Genomic DNA, 15,861 nt, shown 5'->3' on the forward strand with positions numbered 1-15,861 from the left:
AGTTAGTTTGTCTAGCATCTAAAAATAAAAATTGACGTTTCACGTTGTTTGTTTCGTTCAGTTTTCAAAGAACTACTTAGTCGCTCATTTGCGACTTCCTTATGTTAACATCTTCGTTTTTCGATGTCAACTAAGTTTTTCAATTTCTTTCTTGTCGTTTTCTGCGTTTCCGCATCAGCGACGTTTATTAATTTACCATATACTAATCATTAACGTCAACACTTTTTAATAAAAAATTCTTTTTCTTACATAACGAATACATTCTTCTGCGTTAGCAACTCTTCGAAATAAACAAAAAATGATTTTATATCTTTCTTCCATCGCTTTTTTTACAACCTCATGAATACGCTCATCTTCAAAATCAAATAAAAGTTCCTCTAACTCTCTCTTCAATATGTATTCCATTTCTTTTTTCTCTTCTTTCGTCAACATAAGCCCAAGCAAATCATCACCTCAATCATTCCTTACAGAGCAATACAAGTTCCGCTCATTTTTACTTATCAAAAACAAATCATCAAAATCCTATCATTCATTATATCCACCACTTACGATATTAATCCCTTGTTCTCTTTTTTATATTTAAAGCATATATGTAACTGAAAAGGATTGGACAAAGGGGCGTAATATTATGTTTTTCTTTTTTATTACGAGCAAAAGAACTTTTAAACACATTAGCTTAATAGTGATACTTTCCTTATTTACAGCATGGCTACTCTTTTTAAAAACATATTCACATGAATCTGCTTTTTCAACTGCTACAGGTCCTAAGGTAATTTACAAAGGAGATACTGCTAAAAAACAAGTTGCGTTCACGTTTGATATTAGTTGGGGAGACAAAAAAGCGATTCCAATCCTTGAGACACTCAAAGAAAGAGAAATTAAGAATGCAACCTTCTTCCTTTCTGCTGCATGGGCCGAAAGACACCCCGATATCGTCGAACGTATCATGAAAGATGGACATGAAATCGGTAGTATGGGTTATAATTACACGTCTTACACTTCTCTAGAGCCAAATGAAATAAGAAGAGATCTTTTACGAGCCCAAGATGTTTTTACGAAACTTGGCGTAAAACAAGTCAAGCTATTGCGTCCACCTAGTGGTGAATTCAACAAAGCAACTCTTAAAATCGCAGAATCGCTCGGATACACTGTCGTTCATTGGAGTAATAATTCAAATGATTGGAAAAATCCAGGTGTAAATACTATCGTTTCCACTGTCTCTAATAATTTGAAGGGTGGAGATATTGTCTTATTACACGCATCTGATTCTGCTCTTCAAACAAATAAAGCTTTACCGCTACTTCTACAAAAGTTAAAGAGTGACGGATATCAACAAATATCCGTATCACAACTCATTTCCAACACAAGTACGAAAAGTGAAGATGTGAAGTAGTTTCTTTTCTGCTACCCTTTACACATAAATAGCTCTATTACCTTATCGAAAGGTAATAGAGCTATTTCCATCTCACTATTTCTCGTAGTATAACTATCGCTGCGTAAAAATTCAAAAGTACTTTTCAATTAAGCAGCTTTACTCGTTTTTCCGATTAAACGATGTAATATAAGTAACTGATATGCATTACATAATAAAAGTGGTATAACCATTAAATATAACCAATCTGTATCATTAATCCTTAATGCTGGCACCCATTCAAGAATTGTTACAACAACCATAAAGAACAGGGCAGGCACAAATGCTTTTTTATTTGTTTCTTTACTTTTTATATAAGCAACAATCGCTCCAAACACAAATAATATTCCAGCAACAAGTATGTTATTCCCTAATGAAACTTCTCCATTTGCAATGAGTACAGATCTTAAATACACAAAATCAAATAAAACGAATGCAATAAAGAAGAGCTGGACTACATTCCATAAAGATGACGATCGGAACATACCTAGTCCAAAACGATGAATCGTTAAGTAGGCAAAGAACCCCATTTGACTTATAACACTAAAAATAAACCCTACACCCATCAACCAGAAAGAAACTGCTAGAATCTCCTTTACGTCGAAATTTTGAAAAAATTTATCGTACTTGTCCCACTCCAAAACAAACCCAATAATAACCGTGCTGACTCCACCAAGAAACAACGTCGTTAAAAATAGTCGTACCCACTTGCGGCTATTCACAACACATCCCCCATTATCCTTATATTTCTAATTAAATTGTATCAATGACAATTTCAAAAAGCTAGCCATGTTCATGTATAAATTCCTTAAAGATATTTATATTAAAAAGAGAGAACTGTGCTGAAAGGAGTTCCAACTTATGAAACGGATACTACTCGTTTTCGTTTCTTCTTTTCTACTTATTGCACTTGTAGCATGTGCACAAGGAAAAGAAACGAAATCCGAATTAGATTACGATCAAACAAAGAAAATGATTGTTGATATTTTAAAAACTGATCAAGGTAAGAAGGCCATTCAAGATGTATTAACTGATGAAAAAATGAAACAAGCACTCATACTAGATGAAACAGTAGTAAAGAAAACGATTGAAGATGCAATGGTATCCGACAAAGGGCAGCAATTCTGGGAAAAGCTCTTTAAAGACCCTGAGTTCTCATCGAAATTCGCTAAGAGTATGGGGAAAGAACAAACAAACTTAATGAAAACCTTACTAAAAGACCCTGAATACCAAGCAGGCGTTATAGAGATCATGAAAAACCCTGAAGTAGAAAAAATGATGTTGCAAACAATGAAGAGTAAAGAATACCGTCAATATTTACAACAAGTACTAACAGAAACTACTGAAAGCCCACTCTTCCAAGCTAAGATGATTGATATTATTAGTAAAGGTGTGCAAAAGGCTGAAAAAGGTGGCTCTGATAAAAAAGATGCAGGTGGCGAAGGTGGCTCCCAAAGCGGGAGTAAGGAACAACAGTAAAAAATAATAACTATAATAATGAGTGGACAATATATATCGTCCACTCATTATTATTTTATTTTTGCGCGACAGCTGTTTTATCAATTACTGTTTCAGCTATCGTGCGATAAATAATCCCCGTTGTATGCGTATCTTCATATACTGAAGGAGCGAAGTCTTCTTTATTCCAATCAGGTTGTTGAAGTGGAATGCGGCCTATTACATCTGTTTGTAATTCGGCAGCTAATTTATCTCCTCCACCTCTTCCAAATACATACTCCTTCTCACCAGTTACTTTACTTTCAAAATACGCCATATTTTCAACGACACCAAGAATACTGTGTTCAGTGCGCAAAGCCATCGCTCCAGCACGCGCTGCTACAAATGCCGCTGTTGGATGAGGCGTCGTTACTATAATCTCTTTACAAGCCGGCAACATGGAATGCAAGTCTAGCGCAACATCACCTGTACCTGGCGGTAAATCTAATACTAAGTAATCTAAATCACCCCATTCTACTTCTGTGAAGAAATGATTTAACATTTTCCCAAGCATAGGTCCTCTCCAAATAACCGGTGCATTATCTTCCACAAAGAATCCCATTGAGATTACTTTTACACCTAGACGCTCCACTGGGATTATTTTATCTCCTCTTACAATAGGACGTTTTTCTATCCCCATCATATCAGGTACACTAAAACCGTAAATATCCGCATCAATGATACCAACTTTTTTCCCTAGACGAGCTAAAGCAATGGCAAGGTTAACGGAGACTGTTGATTTTCCCACTCCACCTTTTCCACTCGCAACTGCTAAAAATGTCGTTTTTGAATTCGGTGACAATAAAGATTCAATTTGCTCTTCTTCTTGCGGTGGTACAAACTGAGCTAATTCCTCTTCTGTAAATTCTGCAAAACGAAGTCCAACTGTTGCTGCCCCAAGTTCCTTCACTAACTTTACGATGCCCGACTGCAACTGCATTTGTTCCGCAGTACCTGTTTTTACAATTGCAATTTTAACACTCACATGTTCCTTCTCCGGCTTGACTGTTACCTCTTTAATTGCATTTGTTTCTTTTAACGTTTTATGTAAAAACGGATCTACAATCCCTTCTAACGCTTCCACTACTTGCTCTTTCGTTACCATAATTAGCCCAGCCCCCTGTATGAAAAATAACGTAATGTTAATTGAATTTATCTCTCTTTATCCTTGAAATAAATGCGTTTACATTTTCAGTATAACATATTTTCCGAAAACTTCGTTAACGAGAGAAACTCAAAAAATCCCCCTTATTCTGGAGGATTTCCTTTTTCCGTGAAATAACGCAATATACCTCGATATACGGCAGCCGCTACCTTTTGCTGATATTTTTCCGAATTTAACATATACCTTTCGTTCACATTCGATAAAAATCCAGCTTCAATTAAAGCGCCTGGTGTTTTCGCATACTTTAATAAATACACATGAGAAATCGTTTTAGCAGAACGGTTCGTATTTTCTAAACTCGTTCTCAATTCAGCTTGTATAAACTTCGCAGCACGTTCATTTTCAGTTAAAGAACGATAGTAGAACGTTTGTGCTCCTTTAGAACCACTACTAGTTAATGCATTTAAATGAATACTTGCAAAGAAATCGACATCTGGCTTATTAATAATCTCCACACGTCTTCTTAAATCCTCTGCTTTACGTCTACTGTACGACTTTGTATCTTTGTTAGCTAAATCATAATCTCCTTCACGTGTCAAAATAACTAATGCACCTTGCTCTTGCAAATAATCTTGCACTTTTTTTGTAATTTCAAGAGTTATGTCTTTTTCTATAATATCCTTTCCACCAACAGCTCCTCCGTCTGGTCCACCATGCCCTGCGTCTAATACAATTACTTTCCCTGATAAGGGTAAATTCCACGCTCGCCACGATTTTGTAATTTGAAATTCTTGTTTGACTAAAAAAAACAAAACAACCGCAGCGAGCGCAAAAGAGATAATTCGAATTCTCTTCATACCTTTCCTCCTCCAGCTAGTCCCTCTAATTACTTATATGGGACAAGAGGAAAGTTTATGCTTGTCTTAATGTAGCTTTAAACGATATCTTCTTTCACCTTTTTCATATCCTTCCTGCCACCACAATCCGATAAACTGCTGACAAGATTCAAAAAGTAATTCCTCATCTTTTAACTTAATTTCTCGTATAGTCATACTCGTTAAAAATTGAAATAGTGTTTCCGTTAATTGTTGCTCTTCTTCTAAAGCCCTATATTTCACATCAAAGAACGATTCGCCATAATAACCAAACTTACTGTATCTCGCTCCTAATAAATAAGATTCTATTCCTAGTTCAATACAGTAATCTTCATACTGACGATGAAGCTCTTGCATGTGAAAGGCATCACGAATATTTGAACGCAACGTTTTTAATGATAATTCTCGTAGCATCTTCCGCTCGTATTTTAATTGCTTTTCTTTTTGTTTTTCTTTTAAGCTGACAATGACATTCATAGTACTTATAAAACCTCCCTAATACGTATTAGTCTAAACTTCTAAAGAAGAAGCATACGCGGGACGGTAGCACTAAAATATTCCAAACTTCAAAAATAAATAAGAGGAATTAAACATAAAAAAACCCCAACCAAAATGGTTGAGGTTTGTAGTTCGCAAAAATTAACGTTTTGAGAACTGAGGTGCACGACGTGCGCCTTTAAGACCGTATTTTTTACGCTCTTTCATACGTGCGTCACGAGTTAATAGACCTGCACGTTTTAGTGTTAGACGGTATTCTGGATCAGCTTTTAATAAAGCGCGAGAAATACCGTGACGAATAGCACCAGCTTGACCAGTGTATCCACCACCATTTACGTTTACAAGTACATCGTAGTTACCTAAAGTTTCTGTTGCAACTAGAGGTTGTTTAACTACTTCACGTAATGCAGCAAATGGGATATAGTTTTCAAAATCACGACCGTTAATGATAACGCGTCCTTCGCCTGGAACTAGGCGTACGCGCGCTACTGAACTCTTACGACGTCCAGTGCCATAGTATTGAACCTGTGCCAAAGTAAGCCCTCCTTTAATTAATTATCCGCGAAGTTCGTAAACTTCTGGTTTTTGTGCTTGGTGTGGATGCTCTGCTCCAGCATACACGTTTAATTTCTTAGATACTTGACGTCCTAAACGTCCTTTTGGAAGCATCCCTTTAATTGCAAGCTCTAACATTTGTACAGGGTAGTTCGTACGCATTTCTAGAGCTGTTCTTTGCTTAAGTCCACCTGGGTGGTTAGTGTGACGGTAGTAAATTTTATCGTTTAATTTATTACCTGTTAAATGAATTTTCTCAGCGTTAATAATAATTACATGATCACCCGTGTCAACGTGTGGTGTAAATGTAGGTTTGTTTTTACCACGTAAAATGGATGCTACTTCAGTAGATAGGCGACCTAAAGTTTGACCTTCAGCATCAACCACATACCATTTACGCTCAACTTCGTTAGCTTTTGCCATAAAAGTCGTACGCATGTGTTTCCCTCCTCGTTATCTTTTCCATAGAAAAAATCTATTGTTTATCTTAAACACGATTTCCTTCCGGGGCTAATCGTGGTTTTAGAAACAATACCATATGTTATGATATACTTTTGAGTTTCTAATGTCAAGCAAATGTTACACCAGGATTAGTTGTTATAGTTTACTTGCCATAAGTAAAGTCCATGACCTGGAGCCATCTTTCCAGCAAACTGGCGATTTTGTTTTGCTAAAATCTCTGGAATGCTATCAGGATCAAGCTTTCCTTGCCCTACGTTAAGTAACGTACCAACAATAATTCTGACCATATTATATAAAAATCCATTACCTACAAAACGAAAAATTAATTCATCATCTTGCTCAATTAACTCGATTTCAAAAATTGTTCGCACTTTATCTTTTTTGTCAGTTTTTGCCGAACAAAAAGAAGTGAAATCATGCGTTCCAATAAAATAAGGAATCGCTTTTCTTATAGAGTTTATTTCAAGCGGATATGGATATTGATATACGTAATTTCTACGGAATACATCCGCAGTCTTTGATAATAATACACGATAACGATATTCTTTTCTCTCAACACCGTAACGTGCATGAAATTCTTCTGTTTTCTTCTCTACTTGCCTGATAACAATATCATCTGGCAACATTGTGTTTAAAGCATTACTCCATTGCCACTCTTCAAGAGACAAAGGTGTATCAAAGTGTATGACTTGTCCTTTCGCATGAACGGTAGAATCCGTTCTGCCTGATGCCTGAACACGAACAAGTTCACCCTTATGCAATTTCTGTAATGCCTTCTCTATTTCTTGTTGAACAGTACGATGCTGTGGTTGAATTTGGTAACCACAAAAATGCATGCCATCATATGCAACTGTACATTTTATTCTTTCCATCTTTCCGTTCTCCATTACAATCGCAACCATACTAAAATACAAGCTAGACAAAGTAAACTTATAATTGTTACTGTATCGCTCATTTTCCAGCGTAGTTGCCTAAATTTAGTTCGTCCTTCACCATTTCGATATCCACGTGCTTCCATCGCAATTGCTAAATCCTCAGCACGCTTAAAAGCACTAATAAAAAGTGGAACGAGTAGTGAAATAATTGCCTTCATCCTATCTTTTATCGGACCTCCAGCAAAATCAATACCACGTGACGCTTGTGCTTTCATAATTTTACTCGTTTCATCCATTAATGTCGGAATAAAACGAAGAGAAATAGACATCATTAATGCGATTTCATGAACAGGAACCTTTATACGCTTCAACGGCTTTAATAACGTCTCCAAACCATCTGTAATCTCAATAGGTGTCGTTGTTAACGTTAATAATGTCGTCATTAAAATAATAACAAAGAATCGTATAGAAATGTATATCCCTTGCTCTAATCCCTTTTCATGTATTGAAAACCAACCAAGCTGGAATAGTACATCCCCTTCTTTAGTTGTGAAGATATGCAGGAAAAATGTAAAAAGAAAAATCCATAAAATTGGTTTTAAGCCCGAAAGTACATAACGAATCGGCACTTTTGCAAAAAATAAAGCAATGAGTGCATATAAAAATAAAAATCCATATGAAATCGCATTATTTGCTAAGAAAACAACAAATACATATAAAAAGACAATCAACAGCTTCGTACGAGGATCAAGTTGATGAATGAGTGACTTACCTGGAATGTATCTCCCAATAATCAACTGCTGCATGATTCATGACCACCTTTTCGTAACACCTGTACAACTTCATGAGTAAGATCCTCTAAAGATAAGGTAGCCTTTGGAATTGAAATACCAAACTTCTCTTCAATTGCACGTTTATACTTTAAAGACATCGGAAGGTCCACACCAATTTGTTCTAGTTCATCAGCATGTGAAAATACTTCCTCTGCACTTCCTTGCAAAAAGACCGTTCCTTTATGCATGACCACAATTTGATCTGCATACTTAGCGGCATCCTCCATATTATGGGTAACAAGAATGACTGTAAGCCCCTGCTCCTTATGCAAACTATAAAACATCTCCATAAGCTCGTGCTGTCCTTTCGGATCAAGCCCCGCTGTAGGTTCATCTAATACAAGTACTTCGGGTTCCATCGCAAGTACGCCCGCTATTGCAACACGCCTCATTTGCCCACCGCTTAATTCAAACGGAGAACGTGCTAATAACTCTATATCCAATCCAACAAGCTGAATGGCATCTTTTGCCTTTTGCTTTGCCACTTCTTCAGATAAACCGAAATTAGTAGGCCCAAAACAAATATCTTTCTCCACTGTCTCTTCAAATAACTGATGTTCTGGGAACTGAAAGACAACCCCTACTTTTTTTCGTAGTGGCTTAAGCTTCTTCTCTTTCTTCCCTGCTGAAATTAAATGTTCACCAATTTGAACCGTACCATTTGTCGGCTGCAATAAACCATTTAAATGTTGAATCATCGTCGACTTACCTGAACCAGTATGACCGATAATGGCATAATAGCCTCCACTTGGAAACGACACGTCTACATCATAAAGCGCGCGTCTTTCAAATGGAGTTTTATATTGATAACGATGTTCTACTTTTTGGAATGTAATCTCCAAAGTTCGTTCACCAAACTTTCCATTGTAAGATGCGTATTTTGCAAAAGAATTTCACTTCTTTTTAATAATTCTGCTATTTTTACTGAAAAAGGTACATCTAACCCAATTTCTTGGAGCATATGAGAGGACTTGAAAATTTGCTTTGGGGTCCCTTCCTCTAATATTTCTCCCTTGTTTAAAATAATGACACGGTCTGACTGTGCCGCTTCTTCTAAATCGTGCGTAATTGATAATACGGTAATACCTTTTTGATTAACAAGCTGTCTAACCGTTTCTACTACTTCACGTCTCCCTTGAGGGTCTAACATTGACGTTGCTTCATCTAGTATTAAAATAGATGGCTGAAGTGCTAAAACACCTGCTATTGCAACTCGCTGCTTTTGCCCACCAGATAACGAATGGGGCTCATCATTAAGAAAATCTTCCATACGGACAAGTCGCAGGGCTTGTTCTAATCTTTCTACCATCTGTTCCCTTGGCATTCCGATATTTTCTAAGCCAAATACAACGTCATCTTGTACTGTCGTTCCAACAAATTGATTATCTGGATTTTGAAATACCATTCCAATTTGTTTTCGAACATCCCATACCGTTTCTTCTGATAAAACCATTGTATCATTTACAGTAATTGTCCCTGATTCCGGCAAAAACAAACCATTCAATAATTTTGCAAGTGTAGATTTACCTGAACCATTTTGTCCGATAACAGATACCCATTCTCCTTCATATAAGGAAAACGAAACATCTTTTAATGCATACGAGGCTGCCCCAGGATATTGAAATGATACATTTTCTGTCCGAAGTTTCTCTTTTTTCAATACAAGGCACCCTTTCCTTCGCCAAGTTAGCCTTTTTTATATTTAAAAAAAAAGGGCCATGACCAGTTACTTGAAAAGAACTGTCCTGCCCTTTTAATTATCATTATACTAACTCGATAATTACCATTGGTGCTGCGTCTCCGCGACGTGGACCAATTTTTGCAATACGAGTGTATCCGCCTTGGCGCTCAGCATAGCGTGGAGCTACATCAGCGAATAATTTTTGAAGTGCATCTTGACCAGTCTCAGCGTTAGCAACTTCATTGCGAATGAAAGCTGCTGCTTGACGACGAGCGTGAAGATCTCCGCGTTTACCTAAAGTGATCATTTTTTCCACTACAGAACGAAGTTCTTTTGCACGAGTTTCTGTCGTTTGGATGCGCTCGTTGATAATTAAATCAGTAGCTAAATCACGTAACATAGCTTTACGTTGCGCACTTGTACGGCCTAATTTTCTGTATGCCATTCGTAGTTCCCTCCTTTGTTGATGGGTTTAAATCCTCAGTCGTCTTTACGTAAACCTAAACCTAATTCCTCAAGTTTATGTTTAACTTCTTCTAAGGATTTACGTCCTAAGTTACGAACTTTCATCATATCTTCTTCTGTTTTGTTCGCAAGCTCTTGTACAGTATTAATTCCTGCACGTTTTAGGCAATTATAAGAACGAACAGAAAGATCTAGTTCTTCGATAGTCATCTCAAGAACTTTCTCTTTTTGATCTTCTTCCTTCTCGACCATAATCTCAGCATTTTGTGCTTCATCAGTTAAACCAACAAAGATATTTAAATGCTCAGTTAAGATTTTGGCCCCTAAAGAGATAGCTTCTTTTGGCCCGATGCTTCCATCCGTCCATACATCAAGCGTAAGCTTATCATAATTAGCCACTTGTCCGACACGTGTCTTTTCCACTTGGTAAGTTACACGTGATACTGGAGTATAAATAGAATCAATAGGAATTACTCCTATTGGTTGATCTTCGCTTTTATTTGCATCAGCTGGCGTATACCCACGGCCACGCTTTGCAGTTAAACGCACGCGGAAATGCGCATCCTTTGCTAACGTTGCAATGTGTAAATCTGGATTTAAGATTTCTACATCACTATCGTGAGTAATATCAGCAGCTGTGACAATACCTTCGCCCTGCACATCAATTTCCAACGTCTTCTCTTCTTCAGAGTAGATTTTAAGAGCTAACTTTTTCAAGTTTAAGATGATCGTCGTAACGTCTTCTACTACGCCCTCAACTGTTGAAAATTCATGTAATACGCCATCGATTTGGATAGCAGTAACAGCGGCACCAGGGAGTGAGGATAAAAGAATACGACGTAAGGAGTTACCCAAAGTAGTACCATATCCACGCTCAAGCGGTTCAATTACGAATTTACCATATTTAGCATCTTCGTTAAGTTCAACCGTTTCGATTTTCGGCTTTTCGATTTCAATCATTAACTAAACCCTCCTTCAAAACGTCGAAACCCCGGTTAAACAAAGGTATACCCCTTTGATTAACCGAAAGTCCCCCTTAGGCAGTTCCCGATTGTGCACAACAAGCGATGTTTCTGTACGAAATTTCTCGATAATGCATCATATCCATTATAGACAAAAGGGAAAATTCTATACAGAAAAATTACACACGACGACGTTTTGGTGGACGACATCCATTATGAGGAACTGGAGTAACATCTCTAATTGCTGTTACTTCTAGACCTGCAGCTTGAAGAGCACGAATTGCAGCTTCACGACCAGCACCAGGACCTTTAACAGTAACCTCTAAAGTTTTTAAACCGTGCTCCATTGCAACTTTAGCAGCAGCTTCAGCAGCCATTTGCGCAGCGAATGGAGTAGACTTACGAGATCCACGGAAACCAAGTGCACCAGCACTAGACCAAGAAAGTGCGTTACCATGAGTATCTGTAAGTGTTACGATTGTGTTGTTGAAAGTAGAACGAATATGAGCTATACCAGCTTCAATATTCTTTTTCACACGTTTTTTACGAGTGTTTGTTTTACGTGCCATTGTTAGTTCAACCTCCTTTACTTATTATTTCTTTTTATTTGCTACTGTACGACGTGGACCTTTACGTGTACGAGCATTGTTTTTAGAGTTTTGACCACGAACTGGTAAACCACGACGGTGACGAAGACCACGGTAAGAACCGATCTCCATTAGACGTTTAATGTTAAGAGATACTTCACGACGAAGGTCTCCCTCAACTTTAATGCTATCGATAACATCACGGATACGTCCTAGTTCGTCTTCCGTTAAATCACGAACTCGTGTTTCTGAAGAAATACCAGCTTCAGTAAGAATTTTTTCAGCAGTTGTGCGACCAATGCCGAATACGTAAGTTAAAGAAATAACAACGCGTTTGTCTCGAGGAATATCTACACCTGCGATACGTGCCATTCTGAATGCACCTCCTTCTGATTAACCTTGTTTTTGTTTATGTTTAGGGTTTTCACAAATAACCATTACTTTTCCACGTCTACGAATAACTTTACATTTTTCGCAGATTGGTTTAACTGACGGTCTTACTTTCATGTCTCGAACCTCCTTAAAGATTACGGAGTGCTATATTATTTAAAACGGTACGTAATACGACCACGATTTAAATCGTACGGAGATAATTCTACCGTAACTTTGTCTCCTGGTAAAATACGAATGAAGTTCATACGGATTTTACCAGAAACGTGAGCCAATACGACATGCCCATTCTCTAATTCTACTTTGAACATAGCATTTGGCAACGTTTCAAGAACGGTACCTTCGACTTCAATTACATCATCTTTAGCCATTCAATAGTTCTCCCTTCTTCAAATCAGTAACATTTTACACTGCTCTGAAATTCCGGAGAGCCAGCTACTTATAAAGTGGTAAGGATTTCGTATCCTGCTTCTGTAAGAGCAATCGTGTGCTCAAAATGGGCACACCATTTACCATCTACCGTTACCACTGTCCAGTCATCAGATAGTGTTTTTACATATCGTCTTCCTTGATTCACCATCGGCTCAACACAGATGACCATTCCCGGCTTTAATCTAGGGCCTCTATTTGGAGGACCATAGTGCGGGATTTGAGGGTCCTCATGTAAGTCTTGCCCGATTCCGTGACCAACATACTCCCTAACGATCGAGAATCCGTTCTCTTCAGCATGGGTTTGAACCGCATGTGAGATATTTGATAATCTTTCGCCTGGTTTTACTTGTTCTAAACCAAGATACAACGATTTTTCTGTGACATCAAGTAGCTTTTGAACAGATTCAGAAATGTTTCCAACTGGATACGTCCATGCAGAATCTCCATGGTACCCATTGTATTTCGCACCAATATCGATACTGATGATATCGCCCTCTTCGAGCTTTCGCTTCCCTGGAATTCCGTGTACAAGCTCTTCATTTACAGAAGCACATATGCTCCCCGGAAATCCGTTGTATCCTTTAAAAGATGGCGTAGCACCATATTTTTGAATCGTCTTTTCCGCTATTTGATCGAGCTCTTTCGTTGTAATTCCTGGAGTAATATGCTGTTTCAACTCTTGATGAGTTAAAGCAACGATCCTGCCAGCTTCTCGCATGATTTCTATCTCGCGAGGAGTTTTGCAGATGATCATTACGCTAAGCCTCCGATGAGAACATCGATATCAGCAAATACTTTATTGATGTCTTGCTCACCATTAATGCTTTGCAAGTAACCAAGCTCCTCATAGAAATCAAGCAAAGGTTTTGTTTGCTTAATATTTACATCTAAACGATTTGCTACAGTTTCTTCATTGTCATCAGAGCGTTGATATAAATCGCCACCACATTTATCGCACACATCAGCGTTTGCTGGTGGATTGAATTCTAAGTGGTAAGTCGCACCGCACTCTTTACAAATGCGACGGCCTGTAAGGCGTTTTAATAACAACCCTGAATCCACATTAATGTTTAAAACATAGTCGATTTTTTTGCCAAGATCTTTCATAATCTCTTCAAGAGCTGATGCTTGTGCAACAGTTCGTGGGAAACCATCTAATAAGAATCCTTTTACACAGTCTTCTTGACTTAAACGTTCACGAACGATTCCGATTGTAACTTCATCTGGAACAAGAGCACCTTTATCAATAAAAGATTTTGCTTGTAAACCCATTTCAGTTTCAGCCTTCATAGCTGCACGGAACATATCTCCTGTTGAGATGTGAGGGATGTTATACTTGGCAACAATCTGTTCGGCTTGTGTACCTTTACCAGCACCAGGAAGCCCCATTAAAATTAAGTTCATCCTTGTTCCCCCTCAGTACATGAGCATGTAGGGAAGACAAGCCTTCCCACTTACTCATTGCTTGATAAACCCTTTGTAATGGCGTTTTACCAGTTGGCTTTCTAGCTGCTTCATTGTTTCTAAAGCAACGCCGACAACGATTAACATACTCGTTCCACCGATCTGTGCAGATGGAGGAAGATTTCCCAATTTCGTAAAGATAACTGGTAAGATTGCAATCGCTGCTAGGAAAATTGATCCTACAAAGGTCAAACGATACAAGATTTTTGTTAAATATTGTTCCGTATTCTTACCCGGACGAATACCTGGAACATATCCACCTTGCTTATTTAGATTCTCTGACATTTGCTCTGGATTAACCTGAACAAATGCATAGAAATATGTGAAGGCTACAATGAGCGCAACATATATGATCATTCCCACTGGGTGAGAATAGTTAAAGTTTGCAATAATCCACTGCGATACATCATGTTTCGGGAAGAACTGTGCAATAGTTGGAGGTGTAATTAAGAATGAAACAGCAAAAATGACTGGAATAACACCCGCACTATTTACCTTAAGTGGTAAATGAGTGTTTTGTGCTCCAGCATGATTCCCATTCGCTCCTGTTACACGCTTCGCATATTGAATTGGGATCTTTCTAACAGCCTGTTGAATGAAAATAACACCAACAATAACCGCTAGCACAGCTAGTAAGATCAATACAACTTTAACGATACTCATGAACAATTGATCTCCGATATTTTGAAACTGTTGTTGATACACTTGAGATATAACACTTGGGATCGCTGCGGCAATACCACCAAAGATAAGAATGGAAATACCATTACCTACACCTTTAGCTGTAATCTGTTCACCTAACCACATTAAAAATGCAGTACCAGCAGTCAGTACCGTAGCAATGTATAAATAAGTGCTCCAACCAGGATTCAAAATTAATTGCCCACCTACCATACCGTTAAAACCGATTGACATACCAAACCCCTGAATAAACGCAAGAACAATTGTAAAGTAACGCGTGAATTGCGTTAGTTTACGACGGCCCATTTCACCTTGCTTCGACCATTCCGAAAATTTAGGAACAACATCCATCTGCAATAATTGCACGATGATGGATGCTGTAATATACGGCATGATTCCCATCGCGAAGATGGAGAAGTTTTTCAAGGCGCCACCGCCAAATGTATTTAGGATACCTAAGGCATTTAATTGATCTTGTGCTTTCAGTACGTCTCCATTTGTAAATGGCACTGGGATAAACGTGCCAATCCTGAATACGATTAACATCGCTAAAGTGAATAATATTTTACGTCTTATCTCAGCAACGCGCATAAAGTTGGAGATTGTACGAAACATTAGATCACCTCAACTGATCCGCCAGCTGCTTCAATTGCTTCTTTAGCACTTGAAGAGAACTTGTGCGCTTTAACAGTTAATTTTTTCTCTACTGCTCCGCTTGCAAGAATTTTAACACCGTCGTTTAACTTGCTGATAACGCCAGTTTCCAGCAATAATTCAGGTGTTACTTCTGTACCATCTTCAAAACGATTTAACGTTGATAAGTTTACAATAGTAAACTCTTTACGGTTAATGTTTGTGAAGCCGCGTTTTGGTAAACGACGGAATAATGGAGTTTGACCACCTTCGAAGCCAAGACGAACACCGCCACCAGAACGTGCGTTTTGTCCTTTATGACCTTTACCAGCAGTTTTACCGTTACCAGAACCGATACCACGACCGACACGGTTACGTACTTTACGAGAACCTTCTGCAGGTTTTAATTCATGAAGTTTCATTCCCAGGCACCTCCTTATATTAATGAGTTATCC

General features: G+C 38.0%; 23 protein-coding genes. 2 read left to right on the forward strand and 21 right to left on the reverse strand.

The features are described 5' to 3' along the window. Positions 1-225: 225 nt before the first annotated feature. The gene (locus JDS98_RS27705) at positions 226-444 is read right to left on the reverse strand and encodes a hypothetical protein (RefSeq protein ID WP_000901142.1); all 219 of its coding nucleotides are present in this window, start codon (positions 442-444) and stop codon (positions 226-228) included. A 184-nt stretch (positions 445-628) separates the two neighbouring features. On the opposite strand from JDS98_RS27705, the gene pdaB reads away from it, so the two are divergent. Continuing rightward, positions 629-1,393, forward strand: coding sequence for a polysaccharide deacetylase family sporulation protein PdaB (pdaB, locus tag JDS98_RS27710; protein ID WP_000464721.1), 765 nt, complete (start codon positions 629-631; stop codon positions 1,391-1,393). 128 nt (positions 1,394-1,521) lie between these two features. On the opposite strand, the gene kbaA is transcribed toward pdaB, so the two are convergent. Continuing rightward, positions 1,522-2,133, reverse strand: a complete 612-nt coding sequence (gene kbaA / locus JDS98_RS27715) for a KinB signaling pathway activation protein KbaA (RefSeq protein ID WP_001088537.1) — start codon at positions 2,131-2,133, stop codon at positions 1,522-1,524. Between the two features lie 139 nt (positions 2,134-2,272). Between kbaA and gerD the strand changes: the two genes are divergently transcribed. Continuing rightward, a complete protein-coding gene (gene gerD / locus JDS98_RS27720; RefSeq protein ID WP_000821768.1) occupies positions 2,273-2,890 on the forward strand; it encodes a spore germination lipoprotein GerD in 618 nt (205 codons plus the stop codon). 55 nt (positions 2,891-2,945) lie between these two features. On the opposite strand, the gene JDS98_RS27725 is transcribed toward gerD, so the two are convergent. The 19 genes from JDS98_RS27725 to rplO form a co-directional block, all read right to left on the reverse strand. Beyond that, complete coding sequence (locus JDS98_RS27725; protein ID WP_000256618.1) at positions 2,946-4,013, reverse strand: Mrp/NBP35 family ATP-binding protein; 1,068 nt, start codon at positions 4,011-4,013, stop codon at positions 2,946-2,948. A gap of 143 nt (positions 4,014-4,156) precedes the next feature. After that, positions 4,157-4,870, reverse strand: coding sequence for an N-acetylmuramoyl-L-alanine amidase CwlD (cwlD, locus tag JDS98_RS27730; protein WP_000822443.1), 714 nt, complete (start codon positions 4,868-4,870; stop codon positions 4,157-4,159). Positions 4,871-4,936: 66 nt separating this feature from the next. Next, positions 4,937-5,365 (reverse strand): DUF2521 family protein, encoded by a 429-nt coding sequence (locus JDS98_RS27735; protein WP_001101000.1) that lies wholly within the window; start codon positions 5,363-5,365, stop codon positions 4,937-4,939. A 162-nt stretch (positions 5,366-5,527) separates the two neighbouring features. Beyond that, complete coding sequence (gene rpsI / locus JDS98_RS27740) at positions 5,528-5,920, reverse strand: 30S ribosomal protein S9 (protein ID WP_000079986.1); 393 nt, start codon at positions 5,918-5,920, stop codon at positions 5,528-5,530. Positions 5,921-5,941: 21 nt separating this feature from the next. Continuing rightward, positions 5,942-6,379 (reverse strand): 50S ribosomal protein L13, encoded by a 438-nt coding sequence (rplM, locus tag JDS98_RS27745; protein ID WP_001260795.1) that lies wholly within the window; start codon positions 6,377-6,379, stop codon positions 5,942-5,944. A gap of 152 nt (positions 6,380-6,531) precedes the next feature. After that, positions 6,532-7,275 (reverse strand): tRNA pseudouridine(38-40) synthase TruA, encoded by a 744-nt coding sequence (gene truA, locus JDS98_RS27750; RefSeq protein WP_000439681.1) that lies wholly within the window; start codon positions 7,273-7,275, stop codon positions 6,532-6,534. 14 nt (positions 7,276-7,289) lie between these two features. Then, on the reverse strand, positions 7,290-8,084 hold the full coding sequence (locus JDS98_RS27755) for an energy-coupling factor transporter transmembrane component T family protein (RefSeq protein ID WP_001186520.1): 795 nt from the start codon (positions 8,082-8,084) through the stop codon (positions 7,290-7,292). Continuing rightward, entirely contained in the window at positions 8,072-8,953 is an 882-nt protein-coding gene (locus JDS98_RS27760; RefSeq protein ID WP_000406524.1) for an energy-coupling factor ABC transporter ATP-binding protein, read from the reverse strand. Before JDS98_RS27760 ends, JDS98_RS27755 begins: the two co-directional genes overlap by 13 nt. Next, entirely contained in the window at positions 8,929-9,771 is an 843-nt protein-coding gene (locus tag JDS98_RS27765; RefSeq protein ID WP_000711788.1) for an energy-coupling factor ABC transporter ATP-binding protein, read from the reverse strand. Before JDS98_RS27765 ends, JDS98_RS27760 begins: the two co-directional genes overlap by 25 nt. A gap of 103 nt (positions 9,772-9,874) precedes the next feature. After that, positions 9,875-10,237 carry a 50S ribosomal protein L17 gene (rplQ, locus tag JDS98_RS27770; RefSeq protein WP_000331490.1) on the reverse strand — a complete coding sequence of 121 codons (363 nt, stop codon included), beginning with the start codon at positions 10,235-10,237 and terminating at the stop codon, positions 9,875-9,877. A 35-nt stretch (positions 10,238-10,272) separates the two neighbouring features. After that, positions 10,273-11,217, reverse strand: a complete 945-nt coding sequence (locus JDS98_RS27775; protein ID WP_000569643.1) for a DNA-directed RNA polymerase subunit alpha — start codon at positions 11,215-11,217, stop codon at positions 10,273-10,275. A 181-nt stretch (positions 11,218-11,398) separates the two neighbouring features. Then, positions 11,399-11,788: a 30S ribosomal protein S11 gene (rpsK, locus tag JDS98_RS27780; protein ID WP_000101797.1), complete on the reverse strand. Its 390-nt coding sequence runs from the start codon at positions 11,786-11,788 to the stop codon at positions 11,399-11,401. Between the two features lie 24 nt (positions 11,789-11,812). Beyond that, the gene (gene rpsM, locus JDS98_RS27785; RefSeq protein ID WP_000090793.1) at positions 11,813-12,178 is read right to left on the reverse strand and encodes a 30S ribosomal protein S13; all 366 of its coding nucleotides are present in this window, start codon (positions 12,176-12,178) and stop codon (positions 11,813-11,815) included. Positions 12,179-12,199: 21 nt separating this feature from the next. Then, a complete protein-coding gene (rpmJ, locus tag JDS98_RS27790; RefSeq protein ID WP_000868344.1) occupies positions 12,200-12,313 on the reverse strand; it encodes a 50S ribosomal protein L36 in 114 nt (37 codons plus the stop codon). A 35-nt stretch (positions 12,314-12,348) separates the two neighbouring features. Beyond that, positions 12,349-12,567, reverse strand: coding sequence for a translation initiation factor IF-1 (gene infA / locus JDS98_RS27795; protein WP_001029884.1), 219 nt, complete (start codon positions 12,565-12,567; stop codon positions 12,349-12,351). Between the two features lie 68 nt (positions 12,568-12,635). Then, positions 12,636-13,382 carry a type I methionyl aminopeptidase gene (map, locus tag JDS98_RS27800; protein ID WP_000582534.1) on the reverse strand — a complete coding sequence of 249 codons (747 nt, stop codon included), beginning with the start codon at positions 13,380-13,382 and terminating at the stop codon, positions 12,636-12,638. Further along, positions 13,382-14,032 (reverse strand): adenylate kinase, encoded by a 651-nt coding sequence (locus JDS98_RS27805; protein ID WP_001048990.1) that lies wholly within the window; start codon positions 14,030-14,032, stop codon positions 13,382-13,384. Before JDS98_RS27805 ends, map begins: the two co-directional genes overlap by 1 nt. A gap of 54 nt (positions 14,033-14,086) precedes the next feature. Next, positions 14,087-15,388 (reverse strand): preprotein translocase subunit SecY, encoded by a 1,302-nt coding sequence (gene secY / locus JDS98_RS27810; protein ID WP_000490120.1) that lies wholly within the window; start codon positions 15,386-15,388, stop codon positions 14,087-14,089. Beyond that, complete coding sequence (gene rplO, locus JDS98_RS27815; RefSeq protein ID WP_000766083.1) at positions 15,388-15,828, reverse strand: 50S ribosomal protein L15; 441 nt, start codon at positions 15,826-15,828, stop codon at positions 15,388-15,390. The genes secY and rplO overlap by 1 nt, the downstream gene beginning before the upstream one ends. Between the last annotated feature and the right edge of the window lie 33 nt (positions 15,829-15,861).

The organism is Bacillus cereus group sp. N11 (assembly GCF_016483605.1).
GTDB lineage: Bacteria > Bacillota > Bacilli > Bacillales > Bacillaceae_G > Bacillus_A > Bacillus_A toyonensis.